The sequence below is a fragment of the Scytonema hofmannii PCC 7110 genome (assembly GCF_000346485.2).
GTDB classification, from domain to species: Bacteria; Cyanobacteriota; Cyanobacteriia; order Cyanobacteriales; family Nostocaceae; genus Scytonema; species Scytonema hofmannii.
Map to the genome: position 1 here is coordinate 10,345,259 of NZ_KQ976354.1, position 20,436 is coordinate 10,365,694.

The following is a 20,436-nucleotide window of genomic DNA, read 5'->3' on the forward strand; positions in this document are numbered from 1 at the left end:
GATTTTTCTTCTCAAACGACAGACTTTTACGAAACAAGATCCCCGACTTCTCCTCTAATAAGTAGGGGATCTTGGTCTTCTAATTTTTCTATCTCTTCTATGAGAATTTCTTCAATAACCAAAGCTAACTCAGCTACAGTAGGTGCTTCAAAGAGAGAACGAACAGGTAGTTCTACCTGAAAATTTTTGCGAACAAGGGAAATAAGTACAGTTCCCGTTAGAGAGTCTCCACCTAATGCAAAGAAGCTGTCATGAATACCAATCGGCTCAATACCCAGTAACTCTTGAAAAATCTCAACCAGTTTGCGCTCTACATCATGACTAGGAGCAACATAAGCATTCTTTAAATTTGGTCTTGAGTGACGAGAAGATAAATTGACTTGTTGGGCAGCACTTTTTTCTTGTCTTGATTCTAGCTTAATCCATTGGTCAATTCTAGATTGTAAATTACCCGTCGAGACAACTATTTGATGATATTGACTCCACAAAAGAAGACGTTCAAGGGCATTGATACCTTCAGGCGGTTCGATAGCAAATTCCGCCAAACTTGTACCTGTAGGTATTTGTTGATTGTCTGCTCCAAATTGCCATGCATCCCAGTTGACGCTCATCCAAGAAACAGGATTCGTCTGATTGTGCTGGTAAGCAAAAGCGTCCGTCAAAAGACTGACTGCTGAGTAGCCAACAGAGCCTAATCCTCCTAAAACAGAGGTTAACGAAGACATCAGTAGACAAAAATCAAGCTTTTGGGACTGCAAAACCTCTTCCAAGACTAACAGTCCCTGCACTTTTGCTTGAAATTGCTGCTCGCACTCTGTATGGTCTATCTCTACAATAGGACTAAATAACTTCTCTACAGGTACTTTAGCTGTGTGGAACACTCCATTGAGTTCACCAAACTGCTCTTTTGCTCCCGCTTTCGCACTTTGCACCTGTTCTAAATTTACCACATCGGCGCTCAAGATTAAGACCAATGCCCCCAGCTTTTCCAGTTCCTGCACTTTGAGAATCTTGCGGCTGATGTTATCTTGCTCATCGTGAGTTGTCAGCCACTCTGACCACTCTTCTCGGTTGGGAAAATCTTCCCGCTCCAAAAGCAACAGTTTTGCTTGTACTGTTTTTGCCAGATGTTCGGCTACCACAAGTCCTATGTCTTCAAGTCCACCAGTTATCAGGTAAACTCCTTTTTCCCTTAACCTTGGTGTTTCAGCGACGCTTGCATCCAATTGCACAGGCTCAAAGGTTTGCACCCACCGTTCTAAACCACGGTAAGCGATCGCTGAGTCAGGGGAATTAGCTCTTAGCTCGTTCAGCAATTGCTCCACAAATTTCTCTTCTTGCCAACCCCCCGGTGAGGGAATCAGAACATCAATACTGCGACATCTAATATTTGAATATTCCTGTGGGATAACTTTAACAAGTCCAAGTACTGTTGCTTTTTCTGGACAAACATTTTCAACTCCGGTTACAGCTTGCACATTGTTGGAAATAACTGCAAGCTGTAACTCATCAGTAAAATTCTGTTTTCCAAGCGCCTGTGCCAAAAACAGCAAGCTGTAGAATCCTTGTTCTTGGGCTGTGTTAAAGTCTGTAGGTTCTGACTGTGTTACACTCCACAGATGAATAATTCTTTTTGGTGTTAAATCTTGAGCGCGAAGTTCTTTGAGTAAGGTATTGTAATCATCCCGTTGTTGAGGATTTATTGTATATGTACGCTTGCCAAACTGCTCCTCTGGTGATTTGCTTCTACTGCTAAATTCCTCCCCAACTTTGACGGTAAACACATCATGACCTTCAAGTTCGAGTTGCTTCACGATTTGAGCGCCCAACCCATACTCATCGACAAATACCAACCAGCATTCTGCTTGTTTGACCTGACTACTCAACTGCGGTGGTAGCGAACGTTTCCATGAAGGAATGTAGAACCAGTCAGCAATGTTGGGCTTTTTGCCTAATGAAACTTGTTGCGTCATGGAAGCATCTTGTTCATGAAGCAATGCTGTAAATGCTGCTGGTGCTTCGTGCGTTGCTGGGGCGCTAGCCTGAGCGACAATTATGTGGTCTGTAAAAGGTGCGAATTCTGAGAATGCTGTTACCTGCACAAAACCATGAGATTTGAGTTCTTCAAGCCACTGCTCCTTGGATAAAAAGGGATTGCACATATTGCGCTTGCTTTCTGGGTCTTCTATCGGATTCATGAGCAAAGCGTCAATAAACTCAAATTCTAATCTGGCTTGAGTTGTTTCCCAAAATAGAAGTAAACCTCCAGGAGCAAGTATTGAGCGAATGCGATCGAGAGTTTCTCCAATATTTCGAGCCACGTGCAGCACTTGGAAAGCTACAATCGCATCAAAGCTGTGGCTTAAGTATTCTTGTTCTTCAAGCGATCGCTCAATATCTAGCAATCGATATTCGATAAATGGATAATCGCTAAACTTCTTCTTGGCTGCGTTCAGGAAAAAAACACCCACGTCAGTAAAGGTGTAGCTGGTTTTTTCTGATGGCAACATAGGTAATAATTCTGCCGTGCCGGTACCAGTTCCAGCACCAATTTCTAATATTCTAAGATTGACGAATGGTGGTAATGATTTCACCACCTGTTCTAGGCATGCCCGCATAATTGAGTTGTAGTATTTATTTTCGGGCAATTGTTGAACTGAAAATTCTCCTTCCTTTAATAAGGTAGAAACATGGAACTCCAATGGTTCTTTTTCACCAGTCAGTATGGCTACCATATTTTCGCCATATAGTTGAAGTAAATCTATTTGTTGCGGTGTATCTGCCCATTTGGCTCTGACTTCTGTTAACAGATCGTTAACAGAGTCTAGTGAAAGTGGCAGCAGGTTAGTAAACAGCCCTTGTTCTTGATGTAACTGACCTTGCTCTACCAATATTTCCAGCCATCGACTCAACAATTCTCTATAATTAGGAATAATCTGACATTGCTCAAACAACTCCAGAAGAGAATACTTTTTACTGGGATTGCTAAAAGCTCCTAAATGTGTTAATGCAAGATTAATATAGGCAATGCATAAACGATCTAAGCACTCTCTTTTCTCTTGAGAAATTTGCTTGTCAAATTCCGAAGCTCCGACACGAGCTTGAAGTTGACCAGCTTCTACCAGAGATTGCCAAAGTTCTGACGCTGTTAACTTGGGTTGGAGATCTCTTTGTACAGGTGATAATTTTTGCGGTTCAATCCAGTATCGTTGTCGCTCAAAGGGATATGTTGGCAAGGGAAGGCGATGTCGGCGCTCATGGGCATAAAATCCTGACCAATCAATCTTAACGGACTCAAGCCATAGCTGTCCTAATGTATTCAAGATGAAAGCAACATCTGACTGTCGCTCATAAGCATAACGTAGCGAAGACAATACTATTTTGTCATCATCAGAAACATTCTCTAAACATTGCACTGCCAAGCTGCTTAATGCCTGTCCCGGACCTACTTCCAACAAAATTGGACTGTGTTGTGTCCACAACTGGTGTACTCCATCACCAAAGCGCACGGGTTGACACATATGTTGTGTCCAGTAGCTCGGATTTGTGGCTTGCTCTGCTGTTATCCAAGTTCCTGTAACGTTAGACACATATGGAATTTGCGGTAGCTTAAGATTGATATTTCGTACTACTTCAGTGAAAGAGTCAGCGATCGCGGACATCATGTAAGAATGAAAGGCATGAGAGGTTTGCAATTGGCGACAAGCTAACCCCTTAGCACTCAAAGAGCGTGCTAATTCCTCTACAGCCTCTGTGGTTCCCGCAAGCACGCACTGAGATAAGCCATTGACTGCTGATAATGAAAGATTTTTGCTCAAAAAAGGTTGTACTTCTGTCTCAGAAAGGGGAACCGCCAGCATTGCTCCCAAGGGTAACTCTTGAATCATTTGCGCTCTTTTGGCAACCAGAGTCATAGCGTCTTCTAGAGATAACACTCCTGCTAGAGTTGCTGCGACATATTCACCAATGCTGTAGCCAATCATTGCTACTGGACGAATCCCCCACGACATCCACAATTGAGCTAAAGCATACTCAATAGCAAATAGCGCTGGCTGAGTCAGATAGGTTTGATTCAGTTTTTGTGTAGCGGGATCTACTGGTTGGGGATCGCGACCAAGCATCTGGCGTAAATCGATCCCCGTTTTTTCTTTTGTTGCTTCTTGCTTTTCGGTTGTTGAATGGGAAGTCGGATAAATGACTTCTTTGAGGTCAACACCCAACAAAGGTTGTCCGAGGTAACAACAGCGATCGAGGTGTTCGCGAAAAGTTGGCTCGACTTGATAAAGTTCAAGAGCCATGTTAATATATTGAGTCCCTAAACCAGTAAACATGAAAGCTACAGGGCGCTCATTCGTCTCCTCAGTGGTAGTCAGAACTCGTTTGGGGTTCTGGAAAGCAATTATGGCATCTTGAATGTCTTGACAAATAACCGTGCGCCGATGGCTAAAAGGGTGACGACCAACTTGCAATGTATAAGCTACATCCGCAAGATTAAGTTCAGGGTGTTGCTGGAGCTGATTAACCAAATTTGCAGTTGCAGTTTCTAAGGCTGAATCAGTTTTGGCAGATAATATCAGCAACTGCCAAGGGCGAGATTGACCAGACGCAGTTGCGGTCTCTACAACTGGGGCTTCTTCTAAAACAACATGAGCATTAGTTCCCCCGATGCCAAAAGAACTAACCCCAGCACGGCGGGGAGTTCCATCTGTTTTCCATTCACGAAGCTGAGTATTTACGTAAAAGGGGCTGTTAGCAAAGTCAATCTCAGGATTGGGTTGTTCAAAGTGTAGGTTGGGCGGTATCATCTTGTGTTTGAGCGCCAAGACTGTCTTGATTAAGCCTGCTATACCAGCTGCTGCATTCAGATGACTGACATTGGTCTTTACCGAACCGATAGCACAGAAGCCCTTCTTATCAGTCCCGGCGCTAAATGCCTTTTTCAGTGCCCTAATTTCAATAGGATCGCCCAGTGCTGTGCCGGTTCCGTGGGTCTCGATGTAGGTGACTGTTTCTGGGTTAAATCCTGCGATCGCCTGAGCAGAGGCAATCACGTCTGCTTGACCTGCCACACTGGGTGCTGTGAAACTCACTTTCTCCGAACCGTCGTTATTGATGGCTGAACCTTTGATAACTGCATAAATGCAGTCCCCATCAGCCAAGGCATCCTCTAATCTCTTAAGTACAACAATACCTATCCCATTTCCGGAAGGACAACCCTGTGATTTAGCGTCAAAGGCACGACAGTGACCATCAGGAGAAGTAATCCCGCCTTCTTGATAAAAATAACCTTCCTTATGTGGAACTTCTATAGTAACTCCACCAGCCAGTGCTCTATCACACTGGTAACTTAGCAATCCTCGGCACGCTAAGTGAACTGCCACTAATGATGTAGAGCAGGCCGTGTTGACGCTAATACTTGGTCCCTTCAGATTCAACTTGTAGGACACCCGAGTGGATAAATAGTCTTTATCATTACTAATTGTAATTGGCAAAGAATTTGATTTGCTTAGGTTAGGATCTGAAACTAGGTTATTAATTAAGTAGCTACTCAAGCTGGCTCCGGCGTAAACACCAGTCAGTTCTTTGTCCGCTTCAGGATCGTAACCAGCATTTTCAAGCGCTTCCCAAGCACACTCTAAGAAAAGACGGTGTTGCGGGTCCATGAATGCAGCTTCTTTGGGTGTAAAGCCAAAGAACGAAGCATCAAGCATATCAATATCTTCCAGCACAGCCCTTGCTTTTACATAATTGGGATCGCGTAACAAAGCTGGATCTAAGCCTGAATTTACCAATTCATCATCGGTGAAGAATGAAATGGATTCCACACCGTCGCGCAGATTCTGCCAAAACCGCTCAACACTTTTGGCACCAGGAAAACGACTAGCCATCCCAATGACAGCTATGCCTTTCAATGCATTATGAGTATCTTGGTTATCCACGCGCCTTTCTCCTTTGTTTCATCATCTGCGCTTCTTCTTCAATAGCCTTTTCTTGCCTTTTCGCACGAGAATGAACTTGCCCAAAGGCAAATTGTTCAACCTGTTCTTGGCTTAGATATTCTGCTAGGGTACTTACTGTAGGATATTCAAATAAATCTGTTGTTAATAAATCTTGTTTGAATACTTTTTGCAGTTGACTTCGCACCTGAACTATTATAAGTGAATCTCCACCTAGTTCAAAAAAGTTATCGTAAATGCCTACTAGCTCGATCCCAAGTAGTTTTTGCCAAATGTCTGCAATTGTTTGCTCAGTCTCATTTCTAGGAGCAACACAAGCATTACTCAGTTCAGGTCGTGGGTGTGCCGGTTTTGAAAGGTTAGTCTTGCCTAAAGATTCCAGAAGAGCTTGTGCATTAAAATTACGATCCCGTTCTATCAGAGTTGTTAAATCTTGAGTCAATACTGCAATTCGAGGAACTGTACTGTTGAGAATACGCTGAAACACCTCTATCCCTTCTGAAGGTAATACCGCATCCATTAATAAGGATTTATTATCAGAAATATCCTGTTTTTCAACTAATCGCTTCACCGCCTCTACTGACATACCAACATCCTGCCAATCAGTCCAGTTAATAGAGACTGTAAATGTGCGCTCTTTATTTGTTTTGTGATAAGCAAAGGCGTCAAGAAACTCATTAGCAGCGCAATAGCCAACCTCACTAAATTTCTTTCTATAAATGATTGAGCTAAGAGATGAACAAAGAATTAAGAAATCCAGTTTAACATCTTTCAAAAGGCTATCCAGTACTAATGTACCCCTGACTTTAGGAGCCATAATACTTTCTGTCGTCTCTCGCGTTCTTCGAGAAATCACACCAGCATAATCAGCAACTCCTGCACTATGAATAACACCATTGATTTGACCAAACAATTCCTGGGCTTTCGCGATCGCGAATTGCATCTGTTCAAGGTTAGCTACATCAGCGCTGAATACCAAAACTTTTGCGCCCAGTTCTTCAAGTTCCTTTACTTTCTGAATTTTGCGACTGACACTGTCTTTCTCGTCATGAGTCGCTAACCATTGTTCCCACTCTTCAGGTGCAGGAAAAGCTGAACGCCCTATCAAAACTAGTTTTGCTTGTACCGCCTTCGCTAGGTGTGACGCCAGAGCAAGTCCAATGCCTCCGAGTCCACCTGTAATCAAATACACTCCCCCTTGCCTTAATCGCGATGCTCCTCCCTTTGCTTCCTCTAATTGCACTGGCTCAAAGGTTTGCACCCAACGATTAAAACCACGGTAGGCAATAACGATATCGGAGGATTGTGTTCCTAACTCGTTCAGCAACAGATCTACAAGTTTCTCCTCTTGCCAACTGACTTCCTTCGGAATTACAACATCAATGCTGCGACAGCTAATGTTTGAATATTCTTGCGGAATTACCTTAACAGCTGCCAATAAAGTTGCTTTTTCTGGACACAGTACTTCTTCTCCAATCACTGACTGCATATTGTTGGAAATGACCGCAATTTGAACCTCGTCTGTGATATGCTGTTTTCCAAGTGCTTGAGCCAAAAACAGCAGGCTATAAAAACCTTTTTCTTGGGCTTTATCAACTCCTTCGAGTCCTGATTGAGTGTGACCAACAGAAGTCACACTCCATAAATGAACAATCGTTTTTGGGGTCTTGTCTTGTGCTACTAGTTCATTCAGCAGGGCATCATAGTCATCACGTTGTCCAGCATTAAGGCTATATGCACACTCACTCAACTTAGTGAACTTCGATCCTTCCTTCACTGTAATTACATCCTGACCATCAAGCTGAAGTCGTTTTACCAACTCTTCACCCAAGCCGCACTCATCAATAAACACAAGAGTGCAAGACGAATGAGTCACCAGTTCCTTCTGCTTCAACAGTATAGGAGGTATAGATTGTTTCCACAAAGGCCAGTAAAACCAGTCAGCAATGTCTGGCTTTTTACCAAGTGACACAGATTTACCACTGTTATCCGGTCTCTGTTTATAGTCTTCAATCCAATAACGCTGTCGCTCAAAGGGATATGTTGGTAGTGGAAGGCGATGACGGTGCTCGTGAGCGTAAAATCCTGACCAATCCACCTGTACTCCATATAGCCAGAGTTTTCCCAGTGTGTTCAGTACAAACACCACATCTGACTGTTTTTCCTTAGGATGTCGTAATGAACAGAGTGCTGGGGAATCTGAATGCTTTTGAGCAAAAGTACACAAGGTGCGTCCCGGTCCTACTTCCAGTAAAATGCGATCTGGTTCTTGCAATAATGTAGAAATGCCAGTAGCAAACTGCACGGGTTGCCGTAAATGTCTCGCCCAGTAATTCGGATCTGTGGCTTGTTCTGCTGTTATCCAGGTTCCAGTGACGTTAGAGATAAAGGGAATTTGCGGAGGATTCAGTTGAACTTTTTTAACTTCTTTGATGAATGGCTCAATGATGGGTTCCATCATCACAGAATGAAAGGCGTGGGAGGTATGCAGACGGCGACACTCTACACCTGATGCTGCAAGTTGCTCATAAATCGTGTCTACAGCATTATGGGTTCCTGAAACTACGCACAAGGAAGGAGCATTGCTGGCGGCTAATGATAAATTTTCATTTAATAAAGTTTTAATCTCTGCTGCAGTTTGTGAAACTGAAAGCATTGCACCTACTGGCATTTGCTGCATCAGTCGCCCACGAATAGCAACTAGAGTCAAAGCATCTTCAAGTGACATAACACCAGCAAGGCAAGCTGCTACATATTCCCCAATGCTATGACCAATCATTGCGCCAGGGGAAATGCCCAATGACATCCACAACTTAGCGACAGCATATTCTATGATAAACAATGCGGGTTGAGTGACGTCAGTTTGTTGCAGTTTTTTTGCTGCGGCTTTTGACTCAGATTCCTTGGGATAAATGAGCGCTCGCAAATCTAACCCTAAATGAGGTTGAAGCAACTGACAGCACAAATCCACCTGTTCCCTAAATATTGGCTCACTCTGGTAAAGTTCTTTCCCCATATCCACATACTGAGCGCCCTGTCCGGGGAACATGAAGACGATGGGGCGATCGCTACCTTCAACTAAGCGAGTGAAAATTCTTTGAGGATCTCGTAACTGCAAGGCACTGGTTGCATCCTTAATATCTTGGCACACGAGCACGCGACGATGATCGAATTCAGCACGCCCTACTTGCAGCGTATAAGCCACATCTGCTAAGTTCACATCGGGATGTTGCTTGAGGTGTTGAACTAGGTTCTCTGTTGCAGTTTCCAGAGCTGAGTCAGTTTTAGCAGAAAGTACTAACAACTGAATCGGGCGAGAAGGGCTAGAAGGCGTCAGCGTTGGTGCTTCTTCTAGAATGACATGAGCATTAGTCCCACCTATACCCAAAGAACTGACACCAGCACGTCGAGGGGTACTTTCTGCTTTCCATTCTGCTAGCTGAGTATTAACGTAAAAGGGACTATTGGCGAAATCAATCTTGGGATTGGGTTGCTCAAAATTCAAACTAGGTGGGATTTGTTTGTGTTTCAGAGCTAAAACAGTTTTCACCAGTCCTGCAATACCAGCCGCTGCATCTAAATGACCGATATTTGTTTTAACTGAACCAATTGCACAAAAACCTTTTTTCTGGGTACTGCTACGAAAGACTTGAGAGAGTGCTGCAATTTCAATTGGATCGCCTAAGGCTGTACCAGTACCATGAGCTTCAATATAGCTTATCGTCTCTGGCTCAACTCCCGCAAGCATCATCGCTTCGGCAATGACTTCTGCTTGACCGTTCACGCTAGGTGCTGTATAGCCAACTTTACCAGAACCATCATTATTGATAGCTGAACCTTTAATGACAGCATAAATACAGTCACCATCTGCGATCGCATCTCCTAATCGCTTGAGGACAACAACTCCTACACCATTACCAATAGTTGTTCCCTGTGCTTTGGCATCAAAAGCACGACAACGACCATCAGGAGATAGCGTTCCTCCGTGTTCGTACAAATAACCTGTTTTTTGTGGTACGTGAATAGAAACTCCACCCGCCAAAGCCATATCACATTGATAATTCAACAAACTTTGGCAAGCAAGTGTTGTTGCAACTAATGACGTGGAACAAGCTGTTTGTACTGTAATACTTGGTCCAGTCAGATTTAATTTATAAGAAACACGAGTCGTGAGGAAATCTTTATCATTACCAATAACTGTTTGGTAGCATTGGGCTGAACCCATGCGATCGCGATTTAAATCTAATGAATAATAGTTATTGAAGCTAGCGCCAGCGTAAATTCCAATCCGACTTGTATACCTAGTAGAGTCGTAGCCAGCATTTTCTAATGCTTCCCAAGCACATTCTAAAAAAATCCGATGTTGCGGGTCAGTGATTTCTGCTTCTCTGGGGTTAAAGGAAAAAAACGCAGCATCAAAAAACTCAGTATCTTCTAAGACAGCACTGATTTTGACGTAATTTGGTTCATTTATCACCCCTAAATCTATTCCGGAAGTGATTAATTCTTCATCGCCAAAACAAGAAATTGCCTCCACTCCATCACGCAGGTTTTGCCAAAATTCTGAAAGAGTTTTGGCTTTTGGAAAACTTCCCGCTATGCCAATAATAGCTATTTCTTCCACAGAGTTGTTAACTTCTGCACTCCTCATTAGTTTATTGTCCTTACTTCATCAAAGATTGTTTTGAAAATGGCATATTGAAATCAAGATTTTAGATAACTTAGGTGAGTATAAATTTGACGTTGCTCATCTTGAAATGCTCTGCGACCGTGCAAAAACTTAGAATTATCAATCATGACGAGATCGCCCGTCTGCCATGAAATAAAGCCAGTTAATTTATCCATGACTCCCTTAATTTCATCAATAACTGCATGAGGTATCTGTAACCCATCTTCAAAAAAAACTCTTTCGCTATTTTCTGATATTTCGGGCTTTACTCCTTCCGAAACCTCTGGATCTTGAGACTCTAAGGGCTCTTGATAATATAAGATTATACTATTAGTAAATGCATCTTGATTGCCAAACTTTGTTTTTACCACAACTGAGCAAGTATATTCAAAATAGAGAGATTCATCTTCTTCAATCTGGTAATTGACATCTTCAATATTATTGAGTGTCTGCTTTACATCGTCAATGGTAGTTCCCGGTCCAAAAAAAAGCTTCCAGTGCTCGGCATCAAAATTATACTTAAACTTGACTCTTTTGGAAAGAAATAGTTGTTTGACTGATTCAGGCAACTGTTCCCAAACTCTTACACCATCCCAGAACAAGGTTTCACCATCCTGTGCAGCAGGTACACTACAGCAAAACCAAACTATATCAGGTCGAAAGGGACTAGCGGAGTTCTCACAATGAGGAAGAACTTCATCCATTCCGTTATCTACTAGTTGGACAAAATCGTCGAATAAACCAACTACTTGTCTGTATGGATCGCGAACAAATTTAGAACTAAATTTTTCAGAAAATTCTCTCATCTCCTCATAAGTTACTCCAAACCCTCGAAAAAGAAGTAAACCAAATGTCTTGAACATTTCTAAAACTTCATGGGTTGACAGACTAAGAATACTTTGGTTGTCTTTGCTATAAACTATTCTTGCTGTGCTAGTTCCGAGTGGTTCAATTTTGAGCATTATAAGTATCCTCTCAGATTAATAGCTTGATTTTCAACGGATAGTTTTTCTCGGGTGCTTGTGTAATAATTCTTTGCGTCGATTGCTTACCTCTATTTGCTTTTGCACGCGCTGACGTATCGAACCAAAAGTAGGCACATCCTCTGGATTTTGACTGAAATATTGTGCCAAAGATTTGATAGTTGGATTTTGAAATATTTCTACAATTGATAAATTCCGGTGCAAATTTTGCTGCAGTTTACTATGAACCTGAACTATCAATAATGAATGACCACCAAGGTCAAAGAAATTGTCATTTACACCTACTTTCTCTAAGTGCAGCACCTCTTGCCAAACACGAGCGATCGCTCGCTCCATCTCAGAACGAGGAGCTACGTAAACCTCTTCTAACTCTGGACGATCGCCATCTGGCACAGGCAATACCCGACGATCTATCTTGCCATTCGTCGTCAACGGCAGCGTCTTTAGCTGCACGAACACCGACGGCACCATATATTCTGGTAGCTGTTCTTTGAGAAAGTTCCGCAGGTCACTAGTGGTAAGCGCTGTCTCAGTGTTGGCAACAAAATAAGCCACCAAACGCTGATTTCCTGGTAAATCCTCCCGCATCAGCACCACTGCTTCTTGAACTTCTGGGTGTTGCCCTAATAGACCCTCAATCTCTCCGAGTTCAACGCGGTAGCCCCGCACTTTCACCTGATGGTCAATCCGCCCCAAAAACTCAAGATTTCCATCGGCTCGATAACGAGCTAAGTCCCCGGTCTTGTACAATCGCGCTCCCGGCTCGTTACTAAAGGGATTTGGAATGAATTTAAGAGCCGTAAGTTCTGGTCGATTCAAATAACCACGGGCTAAAGAGACACCGCCAATATGTAGTTCACCCGGAACTCCTATCGGCACAAGCTGATGATATTGGTCTAACACGTGTAGCTGAGTGTTAGCAATCGGCAGACCAATAGGAACTGAACTTGACTCAAGCTCAACCTGGGGCACTCGATAAATACAACAGCCTACTACAGTCTCCGTTGGACCATATTCATTTACTAGCATCGTGTCAGGTGCATACTCTTGCCAGAAAGTAGTGCTTTCCGTCAACAAATTTTCTCCCCCAACGATAAACGCTCTGGTTATACCTGCTACTTCGTTTGATGATAATTGCCCAGAGAGTAATAATAGTTCAGCTGGTGTGATTTTAACGAGACTCAAGTTTGACTCTTGACGGAGGGTATGACTCAACGACTCGATCCCTTGGTTTTCTGCAATGAGTTTCACCTGACGCCCAACCAGTAAGGGTGAAAACAAACCTGTTATAGTTAAGTCGAAAGCAAGGGAAGAGTGAACAGTAGTTCCTTTTCCAAGCTCAACTGTATAAGCTTGGGTACACCAAGTTAAGTAGTTAAGTAATCCTTTATGAGGAATTAATGTTCCTTTAGGCTTACCAGTGGAGCCAGAGGTGTAGATGACATAAGCTAGGTTAGCAGAATTTATCTCACAGACAGGGTTTTGGGAACACTCGCGAGCAATTTCTTCCCAGTCAGAGTCCAGACAAACTACCTTGGTGCTATCAGTCGGCAATTTCTCTATCAACCTCTGCTGAGTTAGCAGTACTGGACTCTGGGTGTCTTCTAAGATGAAAGCTAATCGCTCTTTGGGATGTGCGGGATCTAACGGTACGTATGCCCCGCCTGCTTTGAGGATACCCAAAAGTCCCACAACCATGGACAGCGATCGCTCCATGCAAATACCAACAAGCACCTCTGGTATAACACCCAACTTTTGCAAGTAGTGCGCGACTCTGTTCGCCTGGTTGTTTAACTCACGGTAAGTCAGTTGCTGGTTTTCAAAGACGACTGCGATCGCATTGGGTGTTCGTTCTACCTGCTGCTTAAACAAGTGATGAATGCACTGATTATACGGATAATCTGTCAAAGTATCATTCCAGTCAACTATGAGTTGATGTTTCTCAGATGCAGTCAGTAAGGGCAAATCGACAATTGCATTATCGGGATTCGCAATAATACCTTCAAGCATTGTCTGGAAATGCCCCAGCATTCGAGTTATAGTATCCGCATTAAACAGATCCGTGTTGTACTCAGCAGTCGCAACCAACCCCTGTTCAGAGTCTTCCATAAACAGAGTCAGGTCAAACTTTGCCGTACCGCTGTAGCTCTCTTGACCGATTATGGATATATTGGATAACTTAGGAGTTGGCAACGGCATATTCTGGAGAACAAACATTACCTGAAACAACGGGTTGTAACTGAGGTCGCGCTCCGGTTGTAATTCCTCCACTAATTTCTCAAAGGGCAGGTCTTGATGCACATAGGCTTCTAAGGCTGTTGATTTTACTTGGAAAAGTAAATCTCTAAAACTGAGTTTACCATCAAGTTTGGTACGCAAAACCAAAACATTGACAAAAAATCCTATTAACGACTCAATTTCTGCTCGGTTGCGGCTAGCAATTGGTGAACCTACCAAGAGATCTGTCTGTCCTGTATAGCGATAAAGCAAAGTTTTAAAAGCCGCTAGCAAGGTCATAAATAAGGTTACGCCTTCTTGATGGCTCAGTTTCTTCAGTGCTTTTGTCAAAGTTTGAGACAGAACTAGTTTAGCTTGAGCGCCATTGAAAGTTTGAACTGGAGAGCGCGGACTGTCAGTAGGCAAGTTTAATATAGGCAAATCGCCACCTAACTGCTGCTTCCAGTACTCTAACAAGGATTGTGAACGTTGTTTCTTCAACCACTGTTGCTGCCAATAGGCAAAATCTACATATTGAATGGGTAATTCAGGAAGTGGCGACGGTTTTCCTTTCAAGAATGCTTCATACAAAACTGCTAGTTCTTTAATCAGAACCCCCATCGACCATCCATCCGCAATAATATGATGCAGCGTCAGGAGTAGTCTGTACTCTTGTTCAGCTAAGCGTAGAAGTTTTGCACACCAAAGCGGTTCGCTTGACAAGTCGAAGGACTGTTGAGCTATGAGAGTGGACAGACGTTGTACTTCTTTTGTGCGCTCGCTTTCTGAGAATTCTCGCAAGTCCTTAATTGTCAAAGTTAGATCTGCCGCTGGTTGAATAACCTGAACGGGTTTACCTTCACTGACTACAAAGTTTGTCCGTAAGATATCGTGGCGTCTCACGATCTCGTTGAGACTTTGTTCCAACACGTCTACATTTATATGCCCTGTCAAGTTAATGAAGATAGGAATGTTATATACAGGAGTGTTAGAAGTTAGTTGATTGATAAACCACAGTCGCTGCTGTGCAAAAGAGAGAGGATGAACGGACGTGGTTTTCTGAACTGGAGTGAGGGACACTGATAATGTAGAAGCCCCTGATGTCAGTTCAGCAATTATTTTGGTCGCTAACGCTCGCAAACTCAAACCTTCAAAAAAATCAGCCACGGATACAGCCACTTTCAGGTCAACCTCAATTCGGTTTTTTAACTCAAAAACTTTTATAGAATCAAGTCCTAAAGAACTTAGTGGCTGTTGCGGCTTAATTTCCTGCGGTGGTATAGAAAGCACTTGTGCTAAGAGATTCTGTAAATAGGACTCTAAAAGCGGCTGACACTCGTGTGGAGTCAGTGCCAAGAGCATTTCGCGCTGTAATCGATTTTCAGTTATTTGAAAATTAGCACTCTTGTGGACGTTACTACTAACAATTTCTAACTTCCCAGCTAGAAAATCTGCTTTTGTGGCACGGCGTTGAATCTTACCACTGGAGGTTTTGGGAATAGTACCTGCTTTAATCAAGACTACTGTGTAAACTTGTACCTCATGCTCCTCGGTCACTGCTTGACGAATTGCTGCAATGACTTCCTCAAGATTCGGTTTGGCACGAAACTCCAACTCTTGCACGACTACCAGTTGTTCTTCATTCTCTACCTCAACTGAGAAAGCTGCACCACTACCCAAACGTAATGATACATGACTGCGTTCTACTGTTAACTCTATGTCTTGTGGGTAGAGATTGCGACCACGGAGAATGATTAAATCTTTGGCTCGACCTGTAATGAAGAGTTCTCCATTCTGCAAAAAGCCCAAGTCACCAGTGCGTAAAAATGGTCCAAAACCTGTGTCTTTGAGGTAAGCGTGGAATGTTTGCTCTGTCTCAAGAGGGCGATTCCAATAACCCTGACCAATGCTAGGTCCTGATACCCAGATTTCTCCAACTTCGTGACTGTGACAACTAGTGAGAGTCTCCGGGTGTGCGATCGCAAGAAGTTGTTGCGGTAAAGTTTGACCGCAGCTCACAAAGGTCTGGAGATCGTCACTATCAGCAGATGCTTCAACGACTAAGTTCTTCTCCAACGAAGATTTTGCAACAGTTTTGCAAGGAGGTAAAACTTTCTTGACCCCACCAGAAACTATCAGAGTTGCTTCCGCCATGCCGTAACAAGGGTAGAATGCTTGTGGACGAAATCCACAAGGAGCAAAGACGGCTGCAAATCGCTCTAGAGTCTCTTGTCTGATAGGCTCAGCACCGTTAAACGCAACACTCCAACTACTTAAATCGAGAGTTGACCTTTGCTCAGAAGTAATCTTGTGAATGCATAACTCATAAGCAAAGTTAGGACCCCCGCTAGTCGTACCTTTGTAGTGAGAAATTGCCCGTAACCATCGGTATGGACGTTGCAAAAAAGATGCTGGAGACATCAAGACGCAAGAAAAACCCCCATACAAAGGTTGTAATATTCCACCAATCAATCCCATATCATGGTAAACAGGAAGCCAAGAGATAAACTGACTCTCAGGCGAATGTTCCATAAATTGGTAAGTCACAGCAGCGTTGTGCAGCAAGTTGCTGTGATTGAGCATGACACCTTTAGGTGTGCCTGTAGAACCTGAGGTATATTGCAGAAAAGCTAAGGCTTGTGCATCAATTGCAAATTCTTGCCAAGAATCTTCGATCCCTTCTACCAAGTTGTCAGTTGTCAGCCAACGTAGATTTTCTTGGTCTGTTTGTTTTGCAAGTAAAGACTGTACGGTAGGCAGAATCGTTGTTGTTGTCAGGATAATTGCTGCTTGTGCATCTTTTATAATTGCCTGAATCCTGGGCGTATTACGTTGATTGCGCGGTGGATAAGCCGGAACAGCCACCACTTGGGCGTAGAGACAGCCAAAAAATGCTGTTAGGTAATCTAGCCCTGGAGGATAGAGCAATATAGCACGTTCCCCACTTAAACCAAGAGCTTGGAGTTGGGCGGCGATCGCACGCGAGCGCCGATCTAACTCATGATAAGTCAGCGTTGATTCTATTGTCTCTCCGTCTTCAAGGAAGGTGAATGCTTGTTTAGACGGTGTTGTGGAACTGCGAGCGCACAGAATATCAACGATTGTCTTGTACTGATGGGGAACGTTTTGTAATTTATTGAGAATTTGAGTCATTTTCTGCCTCAGGCAATCAGATACACGCAAACAATGGTTAAGCGGGACTTGCTCAATGACAAATTTAACCCTCACAGAGAAGGGATACTGCCTTTAAGCCTTCATAATTTATTTAATTAGGGAAAATTTTCTCAGATAAACCTCAACTGTTATCTTACAGATATCTTACAGAATATGTAGCGCAACTACACAGTTAGTCACGCAGGTCTTACGTTTTAGCTTGTTGCTAGTTATTTTCAGTTAACTCTTTTTACTTTACAGGCAGTTTATTTCTTTTGCAACCCCTAGAGTTATAGACATAAGTTATCAATATTTTTTCCAAGTATTGGCTGCCAATACTTGGAAAAAACCATTACTTTTGGTAGATGCTAAAAACAAAGTTATCAAAATTTTGCCTGTATCGAGATCGTCTAAAGATTCTGTGTAGTCTTAGTGACTGAGATGGACTCACCAAGAAGATATGACGGCTAAATGCTTTCTCTGGTTATACGGTGAATTCTTTGGTGTAGAAATAAACAACAGGCTTCTAAGTTTTGGCTGAAGACCAGCTGAACATGAAGGTTAAATCTCATCAATTAGTGATAAAAAGTAGTCATAATTGGGTTAAATTTACTCAAATAATGTAAATTTTTATTTGTTGTAGTTTTATGGGGCTTGCTTTCTCAGTGCAAATAACTTTCAATAATCTCTATCCTGCTTGCATAACCAGCTGCAGATTCAGTGGCGTGATGGAGTTCAAAGAGAAATAATGAAATTAGGGCAACTTGTTCCCAATCTGTTGCTGTCAAGCGCGATTGTGGTATTGGTCACAGCTCCTGGGAAAAGTGAGGAAATATTATCAATTAAACTGAAAAAGACTACAGGAGCTATTGACAAGAGCGTGGGTTCTGCTCGACAAGCACCTCTAGTGACCAAAGCGCAGCCTGTTGAGGCGACTGGAAAGATTCGGCTTTTAAGTGAGATAGAGCACCCACTCAAGAGCGCCCAAATGTTACTCGTACAGTCACCAGTACCCCAAACATCTCCCACATCAGAAGTTGTGCAAGTGACAGGCGTGAAAGCCAATTCCACCAAGCAAGGTGTGGAGGTGATTTTACAAACCGCAAAAGCGCAACAGTTACAAATCATAAATCGCAGTGCTGGCAATAGCTTTATCGCCGACATTCCAAATGCTCAACTGCGTCTACCCAGTGGTGAGGCATTTACATTTCGCGCTGAAAAACCACTTGCTGGGATTACTCAGATAACGGTCACTAACTTTGATGCCAAGAGTATTCGGGTCTCAGTCATAGGTGAGACTGTTGTCCCAACTGTCGAGTTGTTTGATAGTTCGAACGAGGGTTTGATTTTGAGCATTGCGAATCCCCAACCTTCTATGCAGCAGGAGCAACAACCCCAAACACAAAAAGAGCCTGAATCAGTTGAGCCTAGCAGTGAAACAAAGCCAACCCAACCATCAACTCAGGGTGATGAGCCAATTGAATTGGTGGTCACAGGTGAGCAAGACGGATATACTGTACCTGATGCAACGACTGGAACAAGACTAGATGTTCCACTACTAGAGACGCCAGCCTCCATCGGTACGATTACCAGAGAATTGATTGAAGACAAAGCTGCTCGGCGAGCTGAAGATTTGATTCCTTACATTAGTGGTGTTAGCCGAGGCGCAGGAAGTAGCCCACAGGGAGGACTCCTATCTCAGTTTACAATTCGTGGATTTAGTGTAGAGTCACAAACTTATATCAATAGTTTGCGAGACAATACTCGATTCCAGGTTCGAGACTTGGCAAATATCGATCGGATTGAAATTCTCAAAGGATTCTCTTCTGTACTCTATGGCAACGGAGCGCCAGGAGGAGTTGTTAATTATATTACCAAAAAGCCGCAAGCTACGCCCAACTACACAACTTCCTTTGAAGCTGGGAGCTTCAATTTTTATCGAGGTGAAATTGACTTAACAGGTCCCCTGGATCGAAATAACAACTTGCTTTACCGATTGATCGTCGCTTTGCAGAGTGCAGACTCCTTCTATGACAACGTTGAAGATAATCGTATTTTCATTGCTCCATCACTTAGGTGGAATACTGGCGGAGGTGGTTCCTTAACTCTTGAAGCCGAGTATTTGCAACAAAGTAAAGACTTTAATGCTGGAATCAAGTTTTTTAACGATCGTTTTTTCTACGATCGCAGTTACACTGACCCTCGAAGCGATAGCCAGCGCGATAATTATCGAGTTAGTGCATACCTGGATCAACCTCTTGGTAAGAACTGGTCGCTGAATCTTGGTGGGAACTACTTACATACCAGTAGAGATGAAAACATATTTACTGCTTTTAGATTTAGTGGCAATACTCTTCAAAACCTTTACAGAGAGATTGACGACGATTATACCCAGTATAATCTACGTGGAGAAATACGAGGAAATTTCAACCTTGGATCATCTCAACACAAGCTTCTAGTAGGGATTGAGTACAACAAATTTAAGAGTGAGTTTATTGGAAATAACCGCTCTATTTTTGTTGGAAGAGTTAATGTCGCTAATCCAATTTTTGATACACCGACTCCTACTGATTTAGGACTTGCTTTTACCAGCTTCAGTAATGAAGATTACGGCGTTTACATTCAGGATTTCATAACTCTTGGGCGCTTCCGTTTCCTTGCGGGTCTTCGCTATGCCGAGTTTAGAAACGAAAATAATAATCAAACTAGCCAAGAAGGTGATTATATTGCTCCAAGTCTGGGACTAGTGTACAGCCTCACAGATTCACTCTCTCTTTATGGCAGCTACAGCAAATCAACGACACCAAATACTGGCAGAACCCCCGAAGGGTTTCTCGATCCTAAAACAGCAACGCAATACGAAATTGGTGCAAAAGCAAACTTCTTCAATGATCGACTGAGTATTACAGCTGCTTTGTTTAATTTAACCCAGACCAATATTGGTGAAACTGATCGAAATAATCCTGAGTTTAACGTCCTAGTGGGAGAAATTCGCAGTCGCGGCTTTGAATTTGATATGACAGGAAAAATCACTGATAACTTCAGTCTCATCGCCGCATATACGCTGCTTGATGCTGAAATCACTGAAAATCTCAATAACCCACAATTAGAGGGAAATCGCCCTGTCAATAGTCCAGTAAATAGTGCTGCACTTTGGGGTAAGTATGACTTTACAAAAGGTACCTTGCAAGGATTAAGCCTAGCAGCTGGTTTGATTTACGTAGGTGATAGGAAAGGAGATAATGCTAATAACTTCGATGTTCCCAGCTATGTGCGGGTGGATTTAGCAGCAGCTTACAGAATCGACAACCTCACTTTCAGGTTGGGTATCGAAAACTTGTTTGATAAAAGGTATATTGAATCCTCATCAGATGCTGCCCAAGTGTATCAGGGATCGCCATTTGCTGTCACTGGTTCAGTTTCTGTAAGATTTTAATCTCTCAACCAAAATTGCAGG

At 42.9% G+C, this 20,436-nt stretch carries 5 protein-coding genes; 1 reads left to right on the top strand and 4 read right to left on the bottom strand.

Features of this window, described 5'->3' with window-relative positions; genetic code table 11:
- Nucleotides 1-26: 26 nt before the first annotated feature.
- From WA1_RS43625 to WA1_RS43640, 4 genes are read right to left on the bottom strand one after another with little or no spacing between them, the layout of a single operon-like run.
- Entirely contained in the window at nucleotides 27-5,939 is a 5,913-nt protein-coding gene (locus WA1_RS43625; RefSeq protein WP_017744625.1) for a type I polyketide synthase, read from the bottom strand.
- Complete coding sequence (locus WA1_RS43630) at nucleotides 5,932-10,608, bottom strand: type I polyketide synthase (protein ID WP_017744626.1); 4,677 nt, start codon at nucleotides 10,606-10,608, stop codon at nucleotides 5,932-5,934. The genes WA1_RS43625 and WA1_RS43630 overlap by 8 nt, the downstream gene beginning before the upstream one ends.
- A 53-nt stretch (nucleotides 10,609-10,661) precedes the next feature.
- Nucleotides 10,662-11,588: a TauD/TfdA dioxygenase family protein gene (locus WA1_RS43635; RefSeq protein WP_017744627.1), complete on the bottom strand. Its 927-nt coding sequence runs from the start codon at nucleotides 11,586-11,588 to the stop codon at nucleotides 10,662-10,664.
- Between the two features lie 33 nt (nucleotides 11,589-11,621).
- On the bottom strand, nucleotides 11,622-16,979 hold the full coding sequence (locus WA1_RS43640) for a non-ribosomal peptide synthetase (RefSeq protein ID WP_017744628.1): 5,358 nt from the start codon (nucleotides 16,977-16,979) through the stop codon (nucleotides 11,622-11,624).
- Between the two features lie 748 nt (nucleotides 16,980-17,727).
- On the opposite strand from WA1_RS43640, the gene WA1_RS43645 reads away from it, so the two are divergent.
- Complete coding sequence (locus WA1_RS43645; protein ID WP_017744629.1) at nucleotides 17,728-20,415, top strand: TonB-dependent siderophore receptor; 2,688 nt, start codon at nucleotides 17,728-17,730, stop codon at nucleotides 20,413-20,415.
- Nucleotides 20,416-20,436 lie beyond the last annotated feature (21 nt).